Annotated in this window: 17 protein-coding genes; 11 read left to right on the top strand and 6 right to left on the bottom strand. The window is 33.5% G+C overall.

Translation table 11 applies throughout. The features are described from left to right. Positions 1-99: 99 nt before the first annotated feature. From GQ47_RS10440 to GQ47_RS10395, 10 genes are all read left to right on the top strand, one after another. A complete protein-coding gene (locus GQ47_RS10440) occupies positions 100-678 on the top strand; it encodes a nucleotide exchange factor GrpE (protein WP_035647996.1) in 579 nt (192 codons plus the stop codon). A 69-nt stretch (positions 679-747) separates the two neighbouring features. Continuing rightward, entirely contained in the window at positions 748-1857 is a 1110-nt protein-coding gene (gene dnaJ, locus GQ47_RS10435) for a molecular chaperone DnaJ (RefSeq protein ID WP_035647994.1), read from the top strand. A 162-nt stretch (positions 1858-2019) separates the two neighbouring features. Further along, positions 2020-2949 (top strand): ABC transporter ATP-binding protein, encoded by a 930-nt coding sequence (locus GQ47_RS10430; protein WP_035647992.1) that lies wholly within the window; start codon positions 2020-2022, stop codon positions 2947-2949. Positions 2950-3026: 77 nt separating this feature from the next. Then, entirely contained in the window at positions 3027-4343 is a 1317-nt protein-coding gene (locus GQ47_RS10425; RefSeq protein ID WP_035647990.1) for an ABC transporter permease, read from the top strand. Between the two features lie 105 nt (positions 4344-4448). Further along, a complete protein-coding gene (locus GQ47_RS10420) occupies positions 4449-5612 on the top strand; it encodes a sigma-54-dependent transcriptional regulator (RefSeq protein WP_035647988.1) in 1164 nt (387 codons plus the stop codon). Between the two features lie 50 nt (positions 5613-5662). Beyond that, on the top strand, positions 5663-6328 hold the full coding sequence (locus GQ47_RS10415) for a DEAD/DEAH box helicase (protein ID WP_035647986.1): 666 nt from the start codon (positions 5663-5665) through the stop codon (positions 6326-6328). A gap of 22 nt (positions 6329-6350) precedes the next feature. Then, a complete protein-coding gene (locus GQ47_RS10410; RefSeq protein WP_035647985.1) occupies positions 6351-7160 on the top strand; it encodes an alpha/beta hydrolase in 810 nt (269 codons plus the stop codon). 14 nt (positions 7161-7174) lie between these two features. Further along, a complete protein-coding gene (locus GQ47_RS10405; RefSeq protein WP_035647983.1) occupies positions 7175-7393 on the top strand; it encodes a putative signal transducing protein in 219 nt (72 codons plus the stop codon). 94 nt (positions 7394-7487) lie between these two features. Further along, a complete protein-coding gene (locus tag GQ47_RS10400) occupies positions 7488-8291 on the top strand; it encodes a Cof-type HAD-IIB family hydrolase (protein ID WP_035647981.1) in 804 nt (267 codons plus the stop codon). 7 nt (positions 8292-8298) lie between these two features. Continuing rightward, a complete protein-coding gene (locus GQ47_RS10395) occupies positions 8299-8826 on the top strand; it encodes a GNAT family N-acetyltransferase (protein WP_035647979.1) in 528 nt (175 codons plus the stop codon). 75 nt (positions 8827-8901) lie between these two features. Here the strand turns inward: GQ47_RS10395 and GQ47_RS10390 are convergent, their stop codons facing one another. Continuing rightward, positions 8902-9426: a hypothetical protein gene (locus GQ47_RS10390; protein ID WP_035648200.1), complete on the bottom strand. Its 525-nt coding sequence runs from the start codon at positions 9424-9426 to the stop codon at positions 8902-8904. A gap of 485 nt (positions 9427-9911) precedes the next feature. Here GQ47_RS10390 and mtaB point away from each other — a divergent pair, with 485 nt between their 5' ends. Beyond that, entirely contained in the window at positions 9912-11246 is a 1335-nt protein-coding gene (gene mtaB / locus GQ47_RS10385; RefSeq protein WP_035647977.1) for a tRNA (N(6)-L-threonylcarbamoyladenosine(37)-C(2))-methylthiotransferase MtaB, read from the top strand. 91 nt (positions 11247-11337) lie between these two features. On the opposite strand, the gene GQ47_RS10380 is transcribed toward mtaB, so the two are convergent. From GQ47_RS10380 to GQ47_RS10360, 5 genes are all read right to left on the bottom strand, one after another. Further along, on the bottom strand, positions 11338-11847 hold the full coding sequence (locus tag GQ47_RS10380) for a hypothetical protein (protein WP_035648198.1): 510 nt from the start codon (positions 11845-11847) through the stop codon (positions 11338-11340). Between the two features lie 107 nt (positions 11848-11954). Next, positions 11955-12671, bottom strand: a complete 717-nt coding sequence (locus tag GQ47_RS10375; protein ID WP_035647975.1) for a 3-ketoacyl-ACP reductase — start codon at positions 12669-12671, stop codon at positions 11955-11957. Positions 12672-12782: 111 nt separating this feature from the next. Further along, positions 12783-13370, bottom strand: coding sequence for an LURP-one-related/scramblase family protein (locus tag GQ47_RS10370; RefSeq protein ID WP_035647972.1), 588 nt, complete (start codon positions 13368-13370; stop codon positions 12783-12785). Positions 13371-13421: 51 nt separating this feature from the next. Further along, entirely contained in the window at positions 13422-15593 is a 2172-nt protein-coding gene (locus tag GQ47_RS10365) for a VWA domain-containing protein (RefSeq protein WP_035647969.1), read from the bottom strand. Positions 15594-15664: 71 nt separating this feature from the next. Then, a complete protein-coding gene (locus GQ47_RS10360) occupies positions 15665-16627 on the bottom strand; it encodes a hypothetical protein (RefSeq protein WP_035647967.1) in 963 nt (320 codons plus the stop codon). Position 16628 lies beyond the last annotated feature (1 nt).

Here is a 16628-nt window from a genome sequence, read left to right as displayed (position 1 = left end):
TACTGCTTTCCTATTTTAAGCAGCTCATTTTTAATAAAGTGACAATTTGACATTTTAAAATATTTGGCAGTACTTTTGCAATCACAAAAAAGAATAAAAATGAAGTTTAAGAATATTTTTAAAAATAAAAGTAATATGACTACGGAAAATACAGAATTCGATCAGGAATTAGATGATGTAACGTTAGAGAACAATGCCAACGGAGAGCAGTTAATTGTTGAAGAATTAAGTGTTGAGGAGCAATTAGCTAAAGACTTGGCTCACGAAAAAGATAAGTTTTTGAGATTATTTGCTGAATTTGAAAATTACAAAAAAAGAACTTCAAAAGAGCGTCTTGAATTGTTTAAAACAGCAAACCAAGAGGTTTTATTGGCGATGCTTCCAGTTTTAGACGATTTTGACAGAGCTGCAGTAGAAATCAACAAATCTGAAGACGAAAACCTTAAAAAAGGTGTTGAGTTGATTCACGAAAAATTCAAAAATACTTTAGTTTCTAAAGGTTTAGAGCAAGTTGAAATTCAGGCAGGAGATGCTTTCAATGCTGATGTTGCAGAGGCAATTACTCAAATTCCGGCTCCATCTGACAAATTGAAAGGTAAAATTGTTGATGTTATTGAAAAAGGATACAAATTAGGAGACAAAATTATTCGTTTCCCTAAAGTTGTAGTTGGAAACTAAAAAGCAAATAAAAATTTTAAGTCCATTTTTGGATTTTGGAATTTTAGAATTTGGAATTTAAACCTAATTATGAAAAAAGATTTTTACGAAATACTTGGCATTTCAAAAAATGCTGATGCTGCCGAAATAAAAAAAGCATATAGAAAAAGTGCGCTTAAATATCACCCTGATAAAAATCCAGGCGACAAAGAGGCAGAAGAAAACTTCAAATTGGCAGCTGAAGCTTATGAAGTTTTGAGTGATCCGCAGAAAAAAGCGAAATACGATCAATATGGTCATCAGGCATTTGATGGCGCTGGCGGATTTGGCGGCGGCCATGGTGGTATGAATATGGATGACATTTTCAGCCAGTTTGGTGATATTTTTGGTGGCGGATTTGGCGGTTTCGGAGGCGGAGGCGGAGGTCCTCGCCGTGCTAAAGGAAGTAATCTTCGAATTAAAGTTAAATTGACTTTAGAGGAAATTGCAAATGGAGTTGAGAAAAAAGTAAAAGTAAAACGTAAAGTTCAGGCTAAAGGTGTAACGTATAAAACTTGTACGACTTGTAACGGTCAGGGGCAAGTAATGCGTGTAACCAATACTATTTTAGGAAGAATGCAATCTGCGTCAACTTGTCCTACTTGTGGTGGTTCTGGCCAGATTTTAGATAAAAAACCTGCTGAGGCCGATGCTCAAGGTATGGTTCAGGAAGATGAAACAGTGTCAATCAAAATTCCTGCGGGAGTTGTTGATGGAATGCAGTTGAAAGTTTCTAACAAAGGTAACGATGCGCCAGGAAACAGTATTCCGGGTGATTTAATTGTTGCTATTGAAGAAGTTGAACACGAATTCCTGAAACGTGAAGGCGAAAACGTTCACTTCGATTTATACATCAGTTTCCCTGAAGCAGTTTTGGGGGCTTCAAAAGATATTGAAGCAATCAACGGAAAAGTTCGTATTAAGTTGGAAGAAGGAATCCAATCTGGAAAAATCTTAAGATTAAAAGGAAAAGGAATCCCAAGTTTAAATGGTTACGGAAGTGGAGATTTACTTGTTCACGTAAACGTTTGGACCCCAAAAACTTTAAATAAAGAACAAAAACAATTCTTTGAAAATGCTTTAAACGACGAGCATTTTGCTCCAAGCCCAGAAAAATCAGAGAAATCATTCTTTGAAAAAGTAAAAGATATGTTCTCATAATCAGGACTTTTTCAAATTGTTTAAATAAATAGAAAAACCCATTCTAACATAATTTTAGGATGGGTTTTTTATGTAATAGTAGTAAGATTCGCTTCTAATTATTTACTTTTACAGTCGCTTAGTCATAATGGCATAAGCAACGCAGAAAATCTCAAAAACAGCATGAGCAACTTACTCGAAGTATATAAGGTCGTAAAACAATATGGCGATTATGTAGCGCTTAACGAAGTTTCATTAAATGTGCCAAAAGGCAGTATATATGGGCTTTTAGGTCCGAATGGAGCTGGAAAAACTTCTCTTATCAGAATCATAAATCAAATCACATTGCCTGATAGCGGTGAGGTAATTTTGGATGGAGAAAAACTTCAGCCGAAACATGTTCAGACAATTGGATATCTTCCGGAAGAAAGAGGATTGTACAGTTCTATGAAAGTAGGTGAGCAATGTTTGTATTTGGCACAAATGAAAGGACTTTCTAAAGCCGAAGCTAAAAAACAATTGGATTATTGGTTTGATCGTTTGGGAATTCAGGGTTGGTGGAACAAGAAAATCCAAGAGCTTTCTAAAGGAATGGCACAAAAAATTCAATTTGTTGTTTGTGTTCTGCATAAACCGAAATTGTTGATTCTAGATGAACCTTTTTCAGGATTTGATCCTGTAAATGCCAATGTTATTAAAGATGAAATTTTGGCATTAAAAGAACAAGGTTCAACTATTATTTTCTCGACGCACAGAATGGAAAGCGTTGAAGAACTTTGCGAAAACATTGCTTTAATTCACAAATCAAATAAACTGATAGAAGGAAAAGTGGTCGATGTTAAACGCCAGTTTAGAACGAACAGTTTTGAAGTTGGAATCCTGACGAGCAATGTTGAAGGCTTGATGTATGATATTACGCAAAAATTTACCGTTTCGCCGGCTAATTTCAAATCATTAAATGATGATTTAAAATTAAATATTCAAATAGGAAATGCTTCACCAAATGAGCTTTTGAATATACTTACGCAACGCGGACAAGTGACACATTTTGTAGAAAAAATTCCAAGTATAAACGATATTTTTATTCAGACTGTAACAGAAAACAAAGTTTAGATTTCGGGTTTTAGATTTCAGAATTAAACCTGAAATTTAAAAATCTAAAGTCAACAATCTAAAATCTAAAATTATTTATGAGCATCATCTCACTGATTATAAAAAGAGAATTTATTGCCAAAGTCCGCAATAAATCTTTTGTTGTCATGACTTTTTTGAGTCCGCTTTTATTTGTTGCGATAGCCATTTTTATTGGTTATCTGAGTTCAATGAAAGCCGAAACAAAAAGAATTGCTATTCATGATGAAACCGGACTTTTTGCCAATGATTTTGTAAAACAAAACAAAAAAAACGGAGAATATAAATATCTGAATTTGTCTGAAATTGATGTAAAGGCTTTAAAAGATAGCATTACAAAAGAAAATTTCAGCGGATTAATTGTCATTCCAAAAACAAATAAAACAAAAGATTTAGAACGTAAAATTGAATTTATTTCGAATAATAGTCCAAGTATTTCTTTTATAGAAAGTATGCAGAAAATCATCGGAACAAAAATTACAAAGCTAAATCTTGAAGAAGCAAAATTAGATACACTGGCAATTCAAAAAGCACAGTCAGAAGTTAATATTCATTTGGTAAAAGCTTCAGGAGAAGAGAGTTTAAAAGGTTTAAATGAAATCAAAATAGCAATTGGTGGCGCATTTGGTTATTTGATTATGATGTTCATTATCATCTACGGAAATATGGTAATGCGAAGCGTAATCGAAGAAAAAACAAACCGAATTATCGAAATCATTATTTCATCAGTAAAACCATTTCAGTTAATGATTGGTAAAATTGTCGGAACTTCATTGGCAGGAATTCTGCAATTTATGATTTGGGCGATAATTGGTTTAGGATTGATGTTTGCTGCATCGGCATTTTTTGGTGTAAATGTTGGTCCAACAGCCAGAATTTCTCCAGAAATGATGCAATCTGCACAACATCAATTATCAGGTTCTGCACAAATGTATATTGCTGAATTATGGAATCTGCCAATTGCGAGTATCATTATTGGATTCGTAATTTATTTTATTGGAGGATATTTTCTTTATAGCTCATTTTACGCGGCAATTGGAGCAGCAGTTGATAATCAAACTGATTCTCAGCAATTTCTGCTTCCAATTCTAATGCCTCTGATTTTGAGTGTTTATATCGGATTTTTTACAGTTGTAAACGATCCGCACGGAACCGTGGCAGTTGTATTTTCAATGATTCCACTTACGTCACCAATTGTCATGTTAATGCGTATTCCGTTTGGCGTGCCGTGGTGGCAAATCGCAATTTCGGTATCATTATTGTTTGCTACATTTTTCCTTGTTGTTTGGTTCGCTGCAAAAATTTACCGTGTAGGTATTTTAATGTACGGCAAAAAACCAACATGGAAGGAATTGTATAAGTGGCTTAAATATTAATTTTTAAAGTTGCTAAGGCACTAAGGTTCTAAGATGCTAAGATTTTAGCTTCTTGCAGAAAAACCTTAGTACCTTAGCAACTCAGAACCTTAGAACCTCAAAAAAATGAGTAAAATACTAATTGTAGAAGACGAAGCAGCGATCAGAAGAGTTTTGGTAAAAATATTATCAGAAGAAAATGATTCCTATCAGGTTGATGAAGCTGAAGATGGCGTTGCGGGACTTGAAAAAATAAAAAACAACGATTACGATTTGGTTTTGTGCGATATCAAAATGCCAAAAATGGACGGTGTTGAGGTTTTAGAAGAAGTAAAAAAGATAAAACCGGAAATTCCGATGGTCATGATTTCGGGTCACGGAGATATGGAAACGGCAATTCACACGATGCGTTTGGGGGCTTTTGATTATATTTCAAAACCGCCAGATTTGAATCGTTTATTGAATACGGTTCGTAATGCTTTGGACAAAAAACAATTAGTAGTTGAGAATAAAATCTTAAAGAAAAAAGTCAGCAAGAATTACGAGATGATTGGCGACAGCGAATCTATTAATCATATTAAAGTGATGATTGATAAAGTGGCGCCAACGGAAGCCAGAGTTCTAATTACGGGACCAAATGGAACTGGAAAAGAATTAGTAGCACATCAATTACATGAAAAAAGCGAACGTGCTAATTTTCCTTTAATTGAGGTAAACTGCGCTGCGATTCCGAGCGAATTGATTGAAAGTGAATTGTTTGGGCACGTAAAAGGTGCTTTTACATCGGCAGTGAAAGATCGTGCAGGAAAGTTTGAAGCGGCAGATAAAGGAACTATTTTCTTAGATGAAATTGGTGATATGAGTCTTTCGGCGCAAGCCAAAGTTTTAAGAGCGCTTCAGGAAAGTATGATTACCAGAGTTGGTGCTGATAAAGATATTAAAGTAGATGTTCGCGTAGTTGCGGCAACAAATAAAGATTTAAAAACAGAAATTGCCGAAGGTCGTTTCCGTGAGGATTTATACCATCGTCTTGCGGTTATTTTAATTAAAGTTCCGCCATTGAATGAAAGACGTGATGATATTCCTGCTTTGATTTCGCATTTTGCCGAAAAAATTGCTTCGGAACAAGGAAATGCTGTTAAAGGATTTTCGGCGCAAGCCATAAAATTATTGCAGGAATATGATTGGACAGGAAATATCCGTGAACTTCGAAATGTAATTGAAAGATTAATCATTTTGGGAGGAAGTGAAATTTCTGAAGGTGATGTTAAAATGTTCGCAAGCAAATAATGATTTAGTTTTCAATCTGAAATCTAATATCATAAATCTAAAATTTAGAAATGAAACTAAAAAAAATAAACGAGAAATTACAGGACGGACTTATTGAAAACGGTTTAACAGAAGCAAATGTTTTGCAAATGGAAACTTTTTCGACAATCAAAAGTGGGGCTGATGCCATTATTGTTTCTCCAGACGGAAGTGGAAAAACAACGACAATTGTTTTGAATGTAATTCAGCAATTGGCAGGAAAAACAGAAGAATCTCCACGTGCTTTGATTATTGTTGAAGATAAAGCAAAGGTTTTGGAAATGGTTGAGCTTTTTGAGAAATATGGAAAATACACCAATTTAGAAGTTTACGGTGTAAATGAAAAAGGCGATATGGATTATGATAAAAACTATATTTCTACCGGAATCGATGTTTTGATCGGAACTCCAACCAAATTAAATGATATGTTTAGTACGGCAGGTTATAATGTGAATCGTCTAAAAATGTTTATTTTGGATGATGCAGACCCAATTTTGAAATTACGCCACGAACCTAAAATTATGCGTATTTCGAATAGTATTACTAAAACACAGCGTTTAATTTTTACTGAAAACCTAACAGAACGTGTTGAAATTCTAGCCGATAAAATGCTTGTTGAGCCTTATTTGTTCGATATGGATGAAGAAGGCGAAGAAGAATTGGATGAAGAGGAAGACGACGTAGAAGAAGAGGAGTAAAAATCTTAGAATATTTCTGGAAATGATACATACACTTAAATTTTTGACAATTGCGCTATTGGCGTTTTTTGTTGTTATTTATGTAATTGTTGTTTCATACGTATATTTTAATCAAGTTGGAATGGTGTTTCAAAATGCTGCACTTCCAAAAGATTATAAATTTGATTATCAAAGCAATTTTGAAGAACTGAATATTAAATCATTTGATGGTGTAAACTTAAATGGTTTGTTGTTTAAGGCTGAAAATTCAAAAGGACTTGTGTTTTATCTTCATGGAAATGCTGGAACATTAGAGACCTGGGGAAAAATTGCGAAAATGTATACTAATTTAGGATATGATATTTTTATTCTGGATTACCGCAGTTTTGGAAAAAGTGAAGGTGAGATTGAGAATGAGGAGCAATTAAATAATGATGTTGCAGTTGTCTATAAAAAATTACGTCAAAAATATTCTGAAAATAAAATTATCGTTGCGGGTTATTCAATTGGTTCCGGATTAGCAGCAATTTTAGCTTCAGAAAATAATCCAAAAGCGTTAATACTGCAATCTCCTTATTTTAGTTTCACAGAATTGTCAGGAACCAAAGTTCGTTTTTTTCCTGATTTTATGAAGAAGTTTCATTTAGAAACGTATCAATTTTTACCAAAAGTTAAAGCGCCGATTTATATTTTTCATGGTTTGGATGATCAGCTAATTCCGGTTGAAAATTCAATTCGCTTAAATAAAATTTTAGGTAATAAAGGGCATTTTTATCCTTTAAAAGGACAAGAGCATATCGGAATGAATGAAAATGAAAGTTTTCAGGAAGAATTAAAAATAATTTTACAATAAAAAAATAGAATGTTATGGGATTAATGAAGGTGTTTTCAGGAAGTGAAGTATTAGCAATTGCTTTACAGGAAAGATTAGAAGAAGCGGGAGTAGAAACAGTAAAAAAAGATAATATCCAGTCGGCTCGTTTAGGAGGTTTTGGCGGAACAGATTTGGCAGTTGAGGTTTTTATTCAGGAAACCGATTTTGCAAAAGCAAATCCCGTTATCGAAGATTTTAGAATGAGTCTATAAAAGTTTTCAGTATTCAGTCGCAGTATTCAGTTTTCCGTTCTAAACTGTGACTGCAAACTGCGACTGAATACTCAAAACTGAAAACTAAAAAAAAATGCAATACAAAATGCTAGTGCTCGACATGGATGATACCTTGTTGACAGACGATCATAGAATTTCAGATTTAAATAAAAAAGTATTATTAGAAGCTCAGGCAAAAGGAGTTTATGTGGTTTTAGCCTCTGGCCGCCCAACTTCTGCAATGACGACTTATGCAAAAGAATTGGAATTAGATATTAATGATTCTTATATGATTTCGTTTAATGGAGCAATTATCAGTCGTGTAAAAGATGATCTTGTTTTATTTGAACAGAAATTAACTGTTGAACAAATTCACGATTTGTATGATTACAGCGTGAAAATGAATACACATATCATTACGTATTTAGATGACGAAATTATAAGCGAAACCGATTCTGAATTTATAGAAATCGAAAAAGAAATTACAGGCATGCCTCATCTTTTGGTTTCTAGTTTTAAGGATTATGTAGATAGACCTGCTGTAAAATGTATTCTGTTGAAAGAACCGTCTGAATTGAAAGAACTAGAAGAAGATTTGAAAGCTAAAATGCCACATTTAAGTGTTTCAATGTCAAAACCTTTCTTTCTGGAAGCAGCACAGCAAGGAATTGATAAAGCGGCAAGTTTGCGATTTTTGGCAGAGAAATTAAGAATTCTTCAAGAAGAAATTATTGCTGTAGGAAATGCAGGAAATGATTTGACAATGATAGAATATGCCGGTCTTGGTGTTTGGGTTGATAATGTAACGCCTGAATTACGTGACAGAGCAGATTTGATCGTAGCTTCAAATAATGATGATGGAGTTGCTGAGGTGGTTCAAAAGTATATTTTAAACTAAATTAAAAATGAAAAATCCAATCGAAACAGAACGTTTGCTATTAAGAGAATTACTTCTTTCTGACGCTGACGGAATGTTTGAATTGGATTCAAATCCAAAAGTTCATCTCTTTTTAGGAAATAATCCAGTAAAAAAGCTCGAAGAGAGTATTGAATATATTCATTTTGCTCAAAAACAATACAAAGATTTTGGGATTGGACGCTGGGCGGTAATTCTTAAGGAAACCAATGAGTTTTTGGGTTGGTCTGGAATAAAATTCATCACAGATGAAATTAACGGGCATAAAAACTTTTATGAAATTGGTTATCGTTTCATAGAAAAATATTGGGGAAAAGGTTATGCGACCGAAGCAGGAAAAGCTTTTGTAGATTATGCTTTTAATGAAATGAAAGTAGATGCGCTGTATGCATATGCAGACGCAGGGAATGAAAACTCAAGAAAAATTCTCGAAAAATTAGGCTTACAGTATGTAAACTCTTTTGAATATGAAGGAGAAACTGAAGTCTGGTATGAAATGAAAAATCCAAACCTATAATTAAGAAATGCGTTCCAAATCTTTGTAAATTTATAAGGTTTGCAAAGATTTGGAAAACGTCGTTTCTTGATTTATTTATTTTTTAGCTACAGAAACAAAATATTTATTTCCGTCACCCATTGTTAATTTTACACGTTCGTCGCAAAGATCGATTGCATAAGCAGCACTTTCGTAACAGCTGCAAGTAGTGTTTTTGTCTTTAGACATTTCAGTTTTGCAATTGTTGTTTTTGAAAGTTGCTAATTGTGGTGTGTACAAACTTACTAAGTCTGTAGAAGCCGTAACAAGGGAAATAATGCTTGCAGAATTATTATTTGTGATTCTGTAAACAATTCTGTCTGTGTAATTTACTTCATTTACGGTTACTTTACGAATATAAGTGTAGGCAGTAGATTCTGCACCAGGTTCTTTTACTTCAAATTTAAAACCAACGGCACGAATGGCAACATCAAATTGTTGCTGAGAGTTTAAACTTGCCCAAGTCGTTAAAGTACTGATAGATGGAAATGGATTTGTTGCTGGAGCAGCAGCATTAGTTTGCGCTTGGGAACTAAAAATGGCTAAGAACATCAAGCAGATTGTGGGTAAAAATGCTTTCATAAAGTGTGGTATTTGTAAATTTATTTTGCCTACTCTCTTTGGTTTTCGGCTTTCCCATTTCATTTTGTAACACAAAACAACAACATAACGATTGAAATTCAAAATTGTTATGTCCGATTTATTATTAAATTAATCAATACTTTTTATCATTTCCAAATCTTGCTAAATTTCGATTGAAGATTTAGCTCTAGTAAATGTAAGATTTTTTCAATTTAAATCGAAAAAAAATGTATTTAATCGATGAAATTTGCACTTAATCGATGTTTTTGTCATTTAATTCTTATTGAATTGTATAACGTAAAGTTCGAAAAAAATATTGTTTTACAAAATTTTTGCAATCATTAAGTGTATTTTATTTTTAATAAAACCCTAATTTACGCAAATTGTTGAAACGAAGTCGATTATTGAATTTTCTTTTACAAATATTGTTTGTAAATTTGCACCCTTAAATTTTTTGACAACGATTTCATTAATTTAAGAAAATTATGGAAAATAGAAAGAAAGTTGCCTTTTATACGCTGGGTTGTAAACTGAATTTTTCAGAGACTTCTACAATCGCCAGAAATTTTAATGGCGAAGGTTTTGACCGCGTCGATTTTGAAGAAGTTGCCGATATTTATGTAATAAATACCTGTTCGGTAACTGAAAATGCTGATAAACAGTTTAAGCAGGTTGTCAAGAAAGCAATGAAACTTAATGAAAAAGCATTTGTTGCTGCTGTTGGTTGTTATGCACAATTAAAACCTGAAGAATTAGCCGCTGTTGATGGAGTTGATTTGGTTTTGGGTGCGACCGAGAAATTTAAAATCACCGATTATATTCATGATTTAAGCAAAAACGATATGGGTGAAGTTCACTCGTGCGAAATTGCTGAAGCCGATTTTTATGTTGGAAGTTATTCCATTGGAGATCGTACACGTGCTTTCTTAAAAGTTCAGGATGGTTGCGATTATAAATGTACGTATTGTACAATTCCGTTAGCACGAGGAATTTCTAGAAGTGATGCTTTAGAAAATGTCTTAAAAAATGCCAAAGAAATCTCGTCTCAAAATATTCGCGAAATTGTTTTAACGGGTGTAAACATTGGAGATTATGGTAAAGGAGAATTCGGGAATAAAAAACATGAACATACTTTTCTGGATTTAGTTCAGGCTTTAGATAAAGTGGAAGGAATCGAGCGTTTAAGAATTTCGTCAATTGAACCGAATTTATTGAAAAACGAAACAATTGAATTCGTTTCTAAAAGCCGCACTTTTGTGCCGCATTTTCATATTCCGCTTCAATCAGGAAGTAATGATATTTTGAAATTGATGAAACGCCGTTATTTACGTGAAGTTTATATTGATCGTGTGAGCAAAATTCGTGAGGTAATGCCTCATGCCTGCATTGGTGTTGATGTTATCGTTGGTTTTCCTGGAGAAACAGATGAACATTTTTTAGAAACGTATCATTTCTTAAATGAATTAGATATTTCATATTTACACGTATTTACCTATTCAGAAAGAGATAATACTGAAGCTGCAGAAATGGATGGCGTTGTACCTGCAAATGTTCGTGCAAAACGTAGTAAAATGCTTCGTGGATTATCGGTTAAAAAACGTCGTGCTTTTTACGAAAGTCAATTAGGAACGCAAAGAACGGTTCTTTTTGAAGGAGAAAACAAAGAAGGTTATATTCACGGTTTCACAGAAAATTACGTAAAAGTAAAAACACCTTGGAATCCAGAATTGGTAAATACTTTGCAAGAAATCAATTTAACTAAAATTGACGAAGATGGCAGTGTTCGTATGGAGTTTGTAAATAAATTGGCGGAAGCTTAAAAAGACATACATAAAGTTTTGTCATTTTGATTAAGTTAAAAATGATAATAAAAAAGCCCTTTAAAAAAGGGCTTTTTTATTGTATTATAATCTATTTTAAATCTTCAGAAACCACCAATTTCAAAGAATTAATATAATCCGTATCAAATTCTATAACTCTTATTTTTTCAGGATTGAAACTTAATTCACCTCCAAACTGACCTCTGATATCTAAAAAATCAATAAGAAGTTCTTCTTCTGAAAGAGAAAGCAATTTTCCTAAGTATGCCGATTTAGCCGATTTTTTAGCAATTTGAAAAATGCCATATTTGTTGCTGATAAAGTTTAAAATCGATTCCAAATCTCTAATTGGAATTATATCTTCAGAATTGATTTTTAAGCCTTTTAAACGAATCACTTTTTCAGTAAAAGCCAAATCATGATCACGATTAACCACCAAGATGTTTTTGTTTTTCAAAATCACAAAACCATCTAAAATAAAATCAACAGGATTGTTTCGAAGCAAAATCCAGTCATCCGAATAATCAATAAGAAATCCGGTAAAAATTTGCTTTTTATCTTCAAATTCTATTTCGACTAATTGTCTTAAATATTGTTCCATCATTTTTAATTTTATCAAATATCAATACTTAAATTCCAAATTCCAAGTTTGATCTAGATTGGGATTTGGAATTTGTCCCGATAGTTATCGGGATGGATTTTAATTTTTTAAGGATTAGTTGACCAGATAGCGCTGTTTTTGATAAATACTCTGCGGTTTAATTTAAGCTGAGCGATTAACAATTCAGCAATATCTTCAGATTGCATTACTTTTTCAGGATTTCCATCGGTTAAATTTAAGTCTATTGCCAAATCTGTTGCAACTGTACTTGGTGTAAGAGCCGAAACTCTAATGTTATGTTTTCTCATTTCCTGCATCAAAGAATCTGTTAATCCTAAAACAGCAAATTTAGAGGCACTGTAAGCACTTGTCAATGGGTTTCCGTTCAAACCTGCAGTTGATGAAATATTGATGATATCTCCCGTTTGTCTTTCAATCATGTTTGGAATAACTGCACGAGTCGTGTAGTACGTTCCCATTAAATTCACCTGAATTATTTTTTCCCAATCGCATGGTTCCAATTCTAAGAATTTTCCAAAAGAAGCAATTCCGGCATTATTAATTAAAATGTCAATGTTTTTGAATTCTGCCAAAGCTTTTTCAACCGCAGAATTTATCGAATTCATATCTGAAACATCGGCTGCCAAAGCTAGAGATTTTACGCCCAAATTATTAGTTTGATCTGCAAGCTGATCTACGTCGGCCTGAGTTCTGGCAATTAAAATTACATTTACACCTTCTTTCGCTAATGCAATTGCAATTGCTTTTCCAATTCCTTTTCCTGCCCCGGTAATTAAGGCAGTTTTATTTTTTAAGTCTGTCATGATAGTATTTTTAGAAATGCAGAAAGCATCATTTGAGTTACACAAAAATACAGTTTTTGCTTCCTAAAATGATGCTTTCAATGCTTTCTTAATCTAAGTTTAACACCTTTTTTATTCTTTCAGAACCATGTCAATGCACATAACGGCTCCTAAGATTAATTGTCTCAGCGGACTATCAGCTGCAACAGTATTTTCAATTTGTAAAACATAATTATCGGCGCTGGTAAAAAACTCTTTTCCTAATCCGGCCCATTTTTTACTTACCTGAGCTAGTTGTTTGTTTTCATGAGAAAATTTAAAATCCCAGCCCGTCCATTTTCCCTGAAGTGTTGCCACAGGTTTTTCATTTTTGTCTAAAATTTCAAATCTTCCACCAAACGAGAAGAATTTTTGTTTGAAAGTTCCAATCAGTCTGTCTTTTTCGTCTAAGACTTCAACAGTCGATCTGAAAATAGCAATTCCTCTTTTTACAGTAATTAATTTTTCACCAGAAGCCGTTGTGATTTCAACATTAAATGGCGTTGCTCTTTTGTAATCGGTGAAACGTAATATTTTGGTAAAAAAGCCCAAATTATTTTCACGGCAATTCATGATAATTTGATTCGTCTCGGGATTATAAATGTCGTAATTATTTGAGGCTTTGAACATTCCGATATGTTCTTTTACTAAAAATAGATTTTGGCTTAAAATTGGGTTCATATGCGTGTAAAATTGATTTTAAAATGAAGCCCAAATGTAATATAATTTTTATTAATTAAATTGTTTGGCACCTTCGACAAGACGAATAAATTCAGCTTTATAACCTTCGCCATCATTTGAATTTCCTTGTTTTGCCAATTTCACAATTTCTTCAGAAGATTTGTTGGTAATTAATTTTGAATCTCTCAATTTCAATCCGAACCACGCTACGGCAGAACTAAATTTCATATCGTCACTCGCTTTCTCCAAAACAACCGATTTATTCTCAATTATCTGAACCATTTCAATACTTTTATCGCCGTCAGGTTTTTTGTAACGGAATTTTATAGTTGCCAATTCATTGCTGTAATTGTTTGAACTTGGTTCTGTTTTTGTGTATTTCAAATCATCTGGCTGTTCAGCTAAATAATCACTTTTTACACCTGCCGGAATAATTTCATATAAAGCGGTAACAGTATGATTGCTTCCTAATTCGCCCGCATCAATAGCATCATTTTTAAAATCTTCCGGGCGAAGTTTTCTGTTTTCATAACCAATCAAACGATACGCCTGAACTTGTTTTGGGTTGAATTCAATCTGGATTTTTACATCTTTCGCGATAGCAAACATCGAACCTTTAAATTCTTTCCCTAAAAAGCGATTTGCTTCCTGAATGTTATCGATATAGGCATAATTTCCGTTTCCTTTATCCGCTAAAATTTCCATTTTACTGTCTTTGTAATTTCCCATTCCGTAGCCTAAACAAGTTAGGAAAACGCCTGTTTTTCTTTTGTCTTCGATTAATTTTTCCATATCCGAATTAGAAGCACTTCCAACATTAAAATCACCATCTGTTGCCAAAATCACACGATTATTTCCACCTTTAATGAAATTTTCTGTTGCTGTTTTATAAGCCAATTCGATTCCTGCGCCACCAGCAGTACTTCCGCCAGATTGTAAGTTATCTAATGCATTGATAATTGTTGTTTTCTCGTCTCCAGAAGTTGGAGGTAAAACCATTCCTGCGGCTCCTGCATAAACTACAATAGATACTTTGTCTTTTGCTCGCAATTCGTTTACCAAAATTTTCATCGATTGTTTTAATAAAGGCAATTTGTTCATATCGCCCATTGAACCTGAAACATCAATCAGGAAAACAAGATTTGAAGCTGGTAAATCATTGGTTGGAATATTTTTTCCTTGTAAACCAATTTTCAAGATTTTATTATTTGAATTCCAAGGCGAATCGCTTACTTCTGTATTGATAGAAAACGGATGTTCATTTTTTGGCTGTGGATAAGTATATTTAAAGAAATTAACCATTTCTTCTACACGAACAGCATCTTTCGGAACTTGTTGTCCGTTGTTTAAAAAGCGTCTGATATTAGTATAAGAAGCATTATCAACATCTATTGAAAAAGTAGAAAGCGGAGCAGTTTTTGGACTTTCAAAAGAATTTTCTACAAAAGAATCATAATCTTCCTGAGTTGGTTCAGTTGGAATTGGGATAATATTTAATTTTTTATCCAATTCTTTTTCTGAAAGGTTTTTATACATTTCATTTTTTGTCGAAATCACGACAACGCCATTTGAAGCCTTGCTTCCGTAAATAGAAGTTGCTGCTTCGTCTTTCAGCACTTTTAAATCTTTAATATCGTTCGGATTGATTTTTGCCATTTGATTGGCTTTTGCAGGAACTCCGTCGATAATATACATTGGTTCATTTTTTGGAGAAATAGTTGCATTTCCACGAATCACAGTTGTTGAACTTGGGCTTGCAACATATCCAACACTGTTTTGAATCTGAACTCCAGCAACTTTTCCTTTAAGTGCCTTTGAAGCTTCTCTTTTTTCTTTTCTTCTTTCCGCTCTCTCATAGCTTCTTGCACTGTAATCTGAAGTGCTCTCACTTGTGCCGTAGCCAACAACTACAACTTCTTGAAGACTTGAAGATTCTGGAAAAAGTTTTATGTTGATGATATTTGAATTTTGAACTTTTTGACTTTGTTTTTTGTATCCAATGAAGGTAAAAACCAGCATGTCTCCTGTTTTAGCTTGAATGCTATATTTTCCATCGAAATCAGTTGTGGCAATTGCTTTAGAAGCCTGATTAAAAATGTTTACTCCTGGAAGAGCCAGTTTGGTTTCATCTGTAATGATTCCAGTAATAGTTCTTTCTTGCGCCATGCTTACGAAACATATAAGCATAGCAATGGCTGATGAAATAAGTTTTAGACTTTTCATAATAATAAGTTTTAAGAATTAATGTTTTGATTTTGCTTTGTCAAAGCTGCAGACTTTGACAAAGCTTAAGATTATTTTTTCAGAGTTGGTTTTCCTGTTTTTGTGGTAATTATTACAACTCCTTTTTTCCCTTTTTCGCCATATTTTTCAGTAGCTTCAAGGTCTTGTAAAATGGTTATTGTTTTGATGTCCTGCTGATTTAACGGCGCATATGGACTTGTTGGATTTTTTCCGAATAAATCATTTTCCGAATAATATATCCCGTCAATAATGTAAAGTGGTTCGTCCAGAATTACTAGTGATTCGACATTTTCAGGTTGTACATTAGGAAGTTCTGCCTGCATCATTTTATCTCTTTTTGCATCATCGCTGTGCGCCATTGCGTTTCCGTTCATAATAATTAAAGGAGCACTTTTTTTAGCTTTTGACGCTTGTTTGTCAGCAAAAGCAACTTTTGCAGATTCTCTTTCAGGATAACTTGAATAACCCATTTGTGGCGTCACTTCTTTTTTAGAAACGATGTTGTCACTTTCTTCGTCAGCGCTTTCTTCATTTGCTGCTACAATTACTTCTTGGGTTCCAGGACTTATTGGCAATGCTAATTCTTCTGTAGTGCCAGAACCCGTTGTTTCCTGAATTGCAACGCTTTGTTTATGTTTTATCTGATTTTGTAAAATTGCCGCACCTTCTTCTTTTGGAACTAATTGTGAATCTGATGAAACTGGCGCACTACTTTTTTCTGCCGAATTGTTTTTAGTTGTTTGATTTTGTGTATCATTGGTTACAACTTGATCTGTACTTTCTAAAGTTGCTTTTTTATCTGTTTTCAGAAATTGATAACCTAATGAGATTACTAACAAAAGTGAAGCTGCAACTGCAATTTTTTTCCAAAGAGAAATTGTTTTTTTATCTTCTTTTTTGTCGAGTTTTTGTTCAACGCGCGACCAGACTTTTTCCATTCCCGGAAAATCTTTTGCGGGAGCATTTTCTGCCGCTTCTTTAAATCTATCGAATATTTTATCTTGATTGTCCATG

This window comes from Flavobacterium sp. ASV13 (assembly GCF_000745775.1).
Classification (GTDB): domain Bacteria; phylum Bacteroidota; class Bacteroidia; order Flavobacteriales; family Flavobacteriaceae; genus Flavobacterium.
Note: the sequence above shows the minus strand (reverse complement) of the source record. Positions and strands in the feature narration are given on the sequence as shown.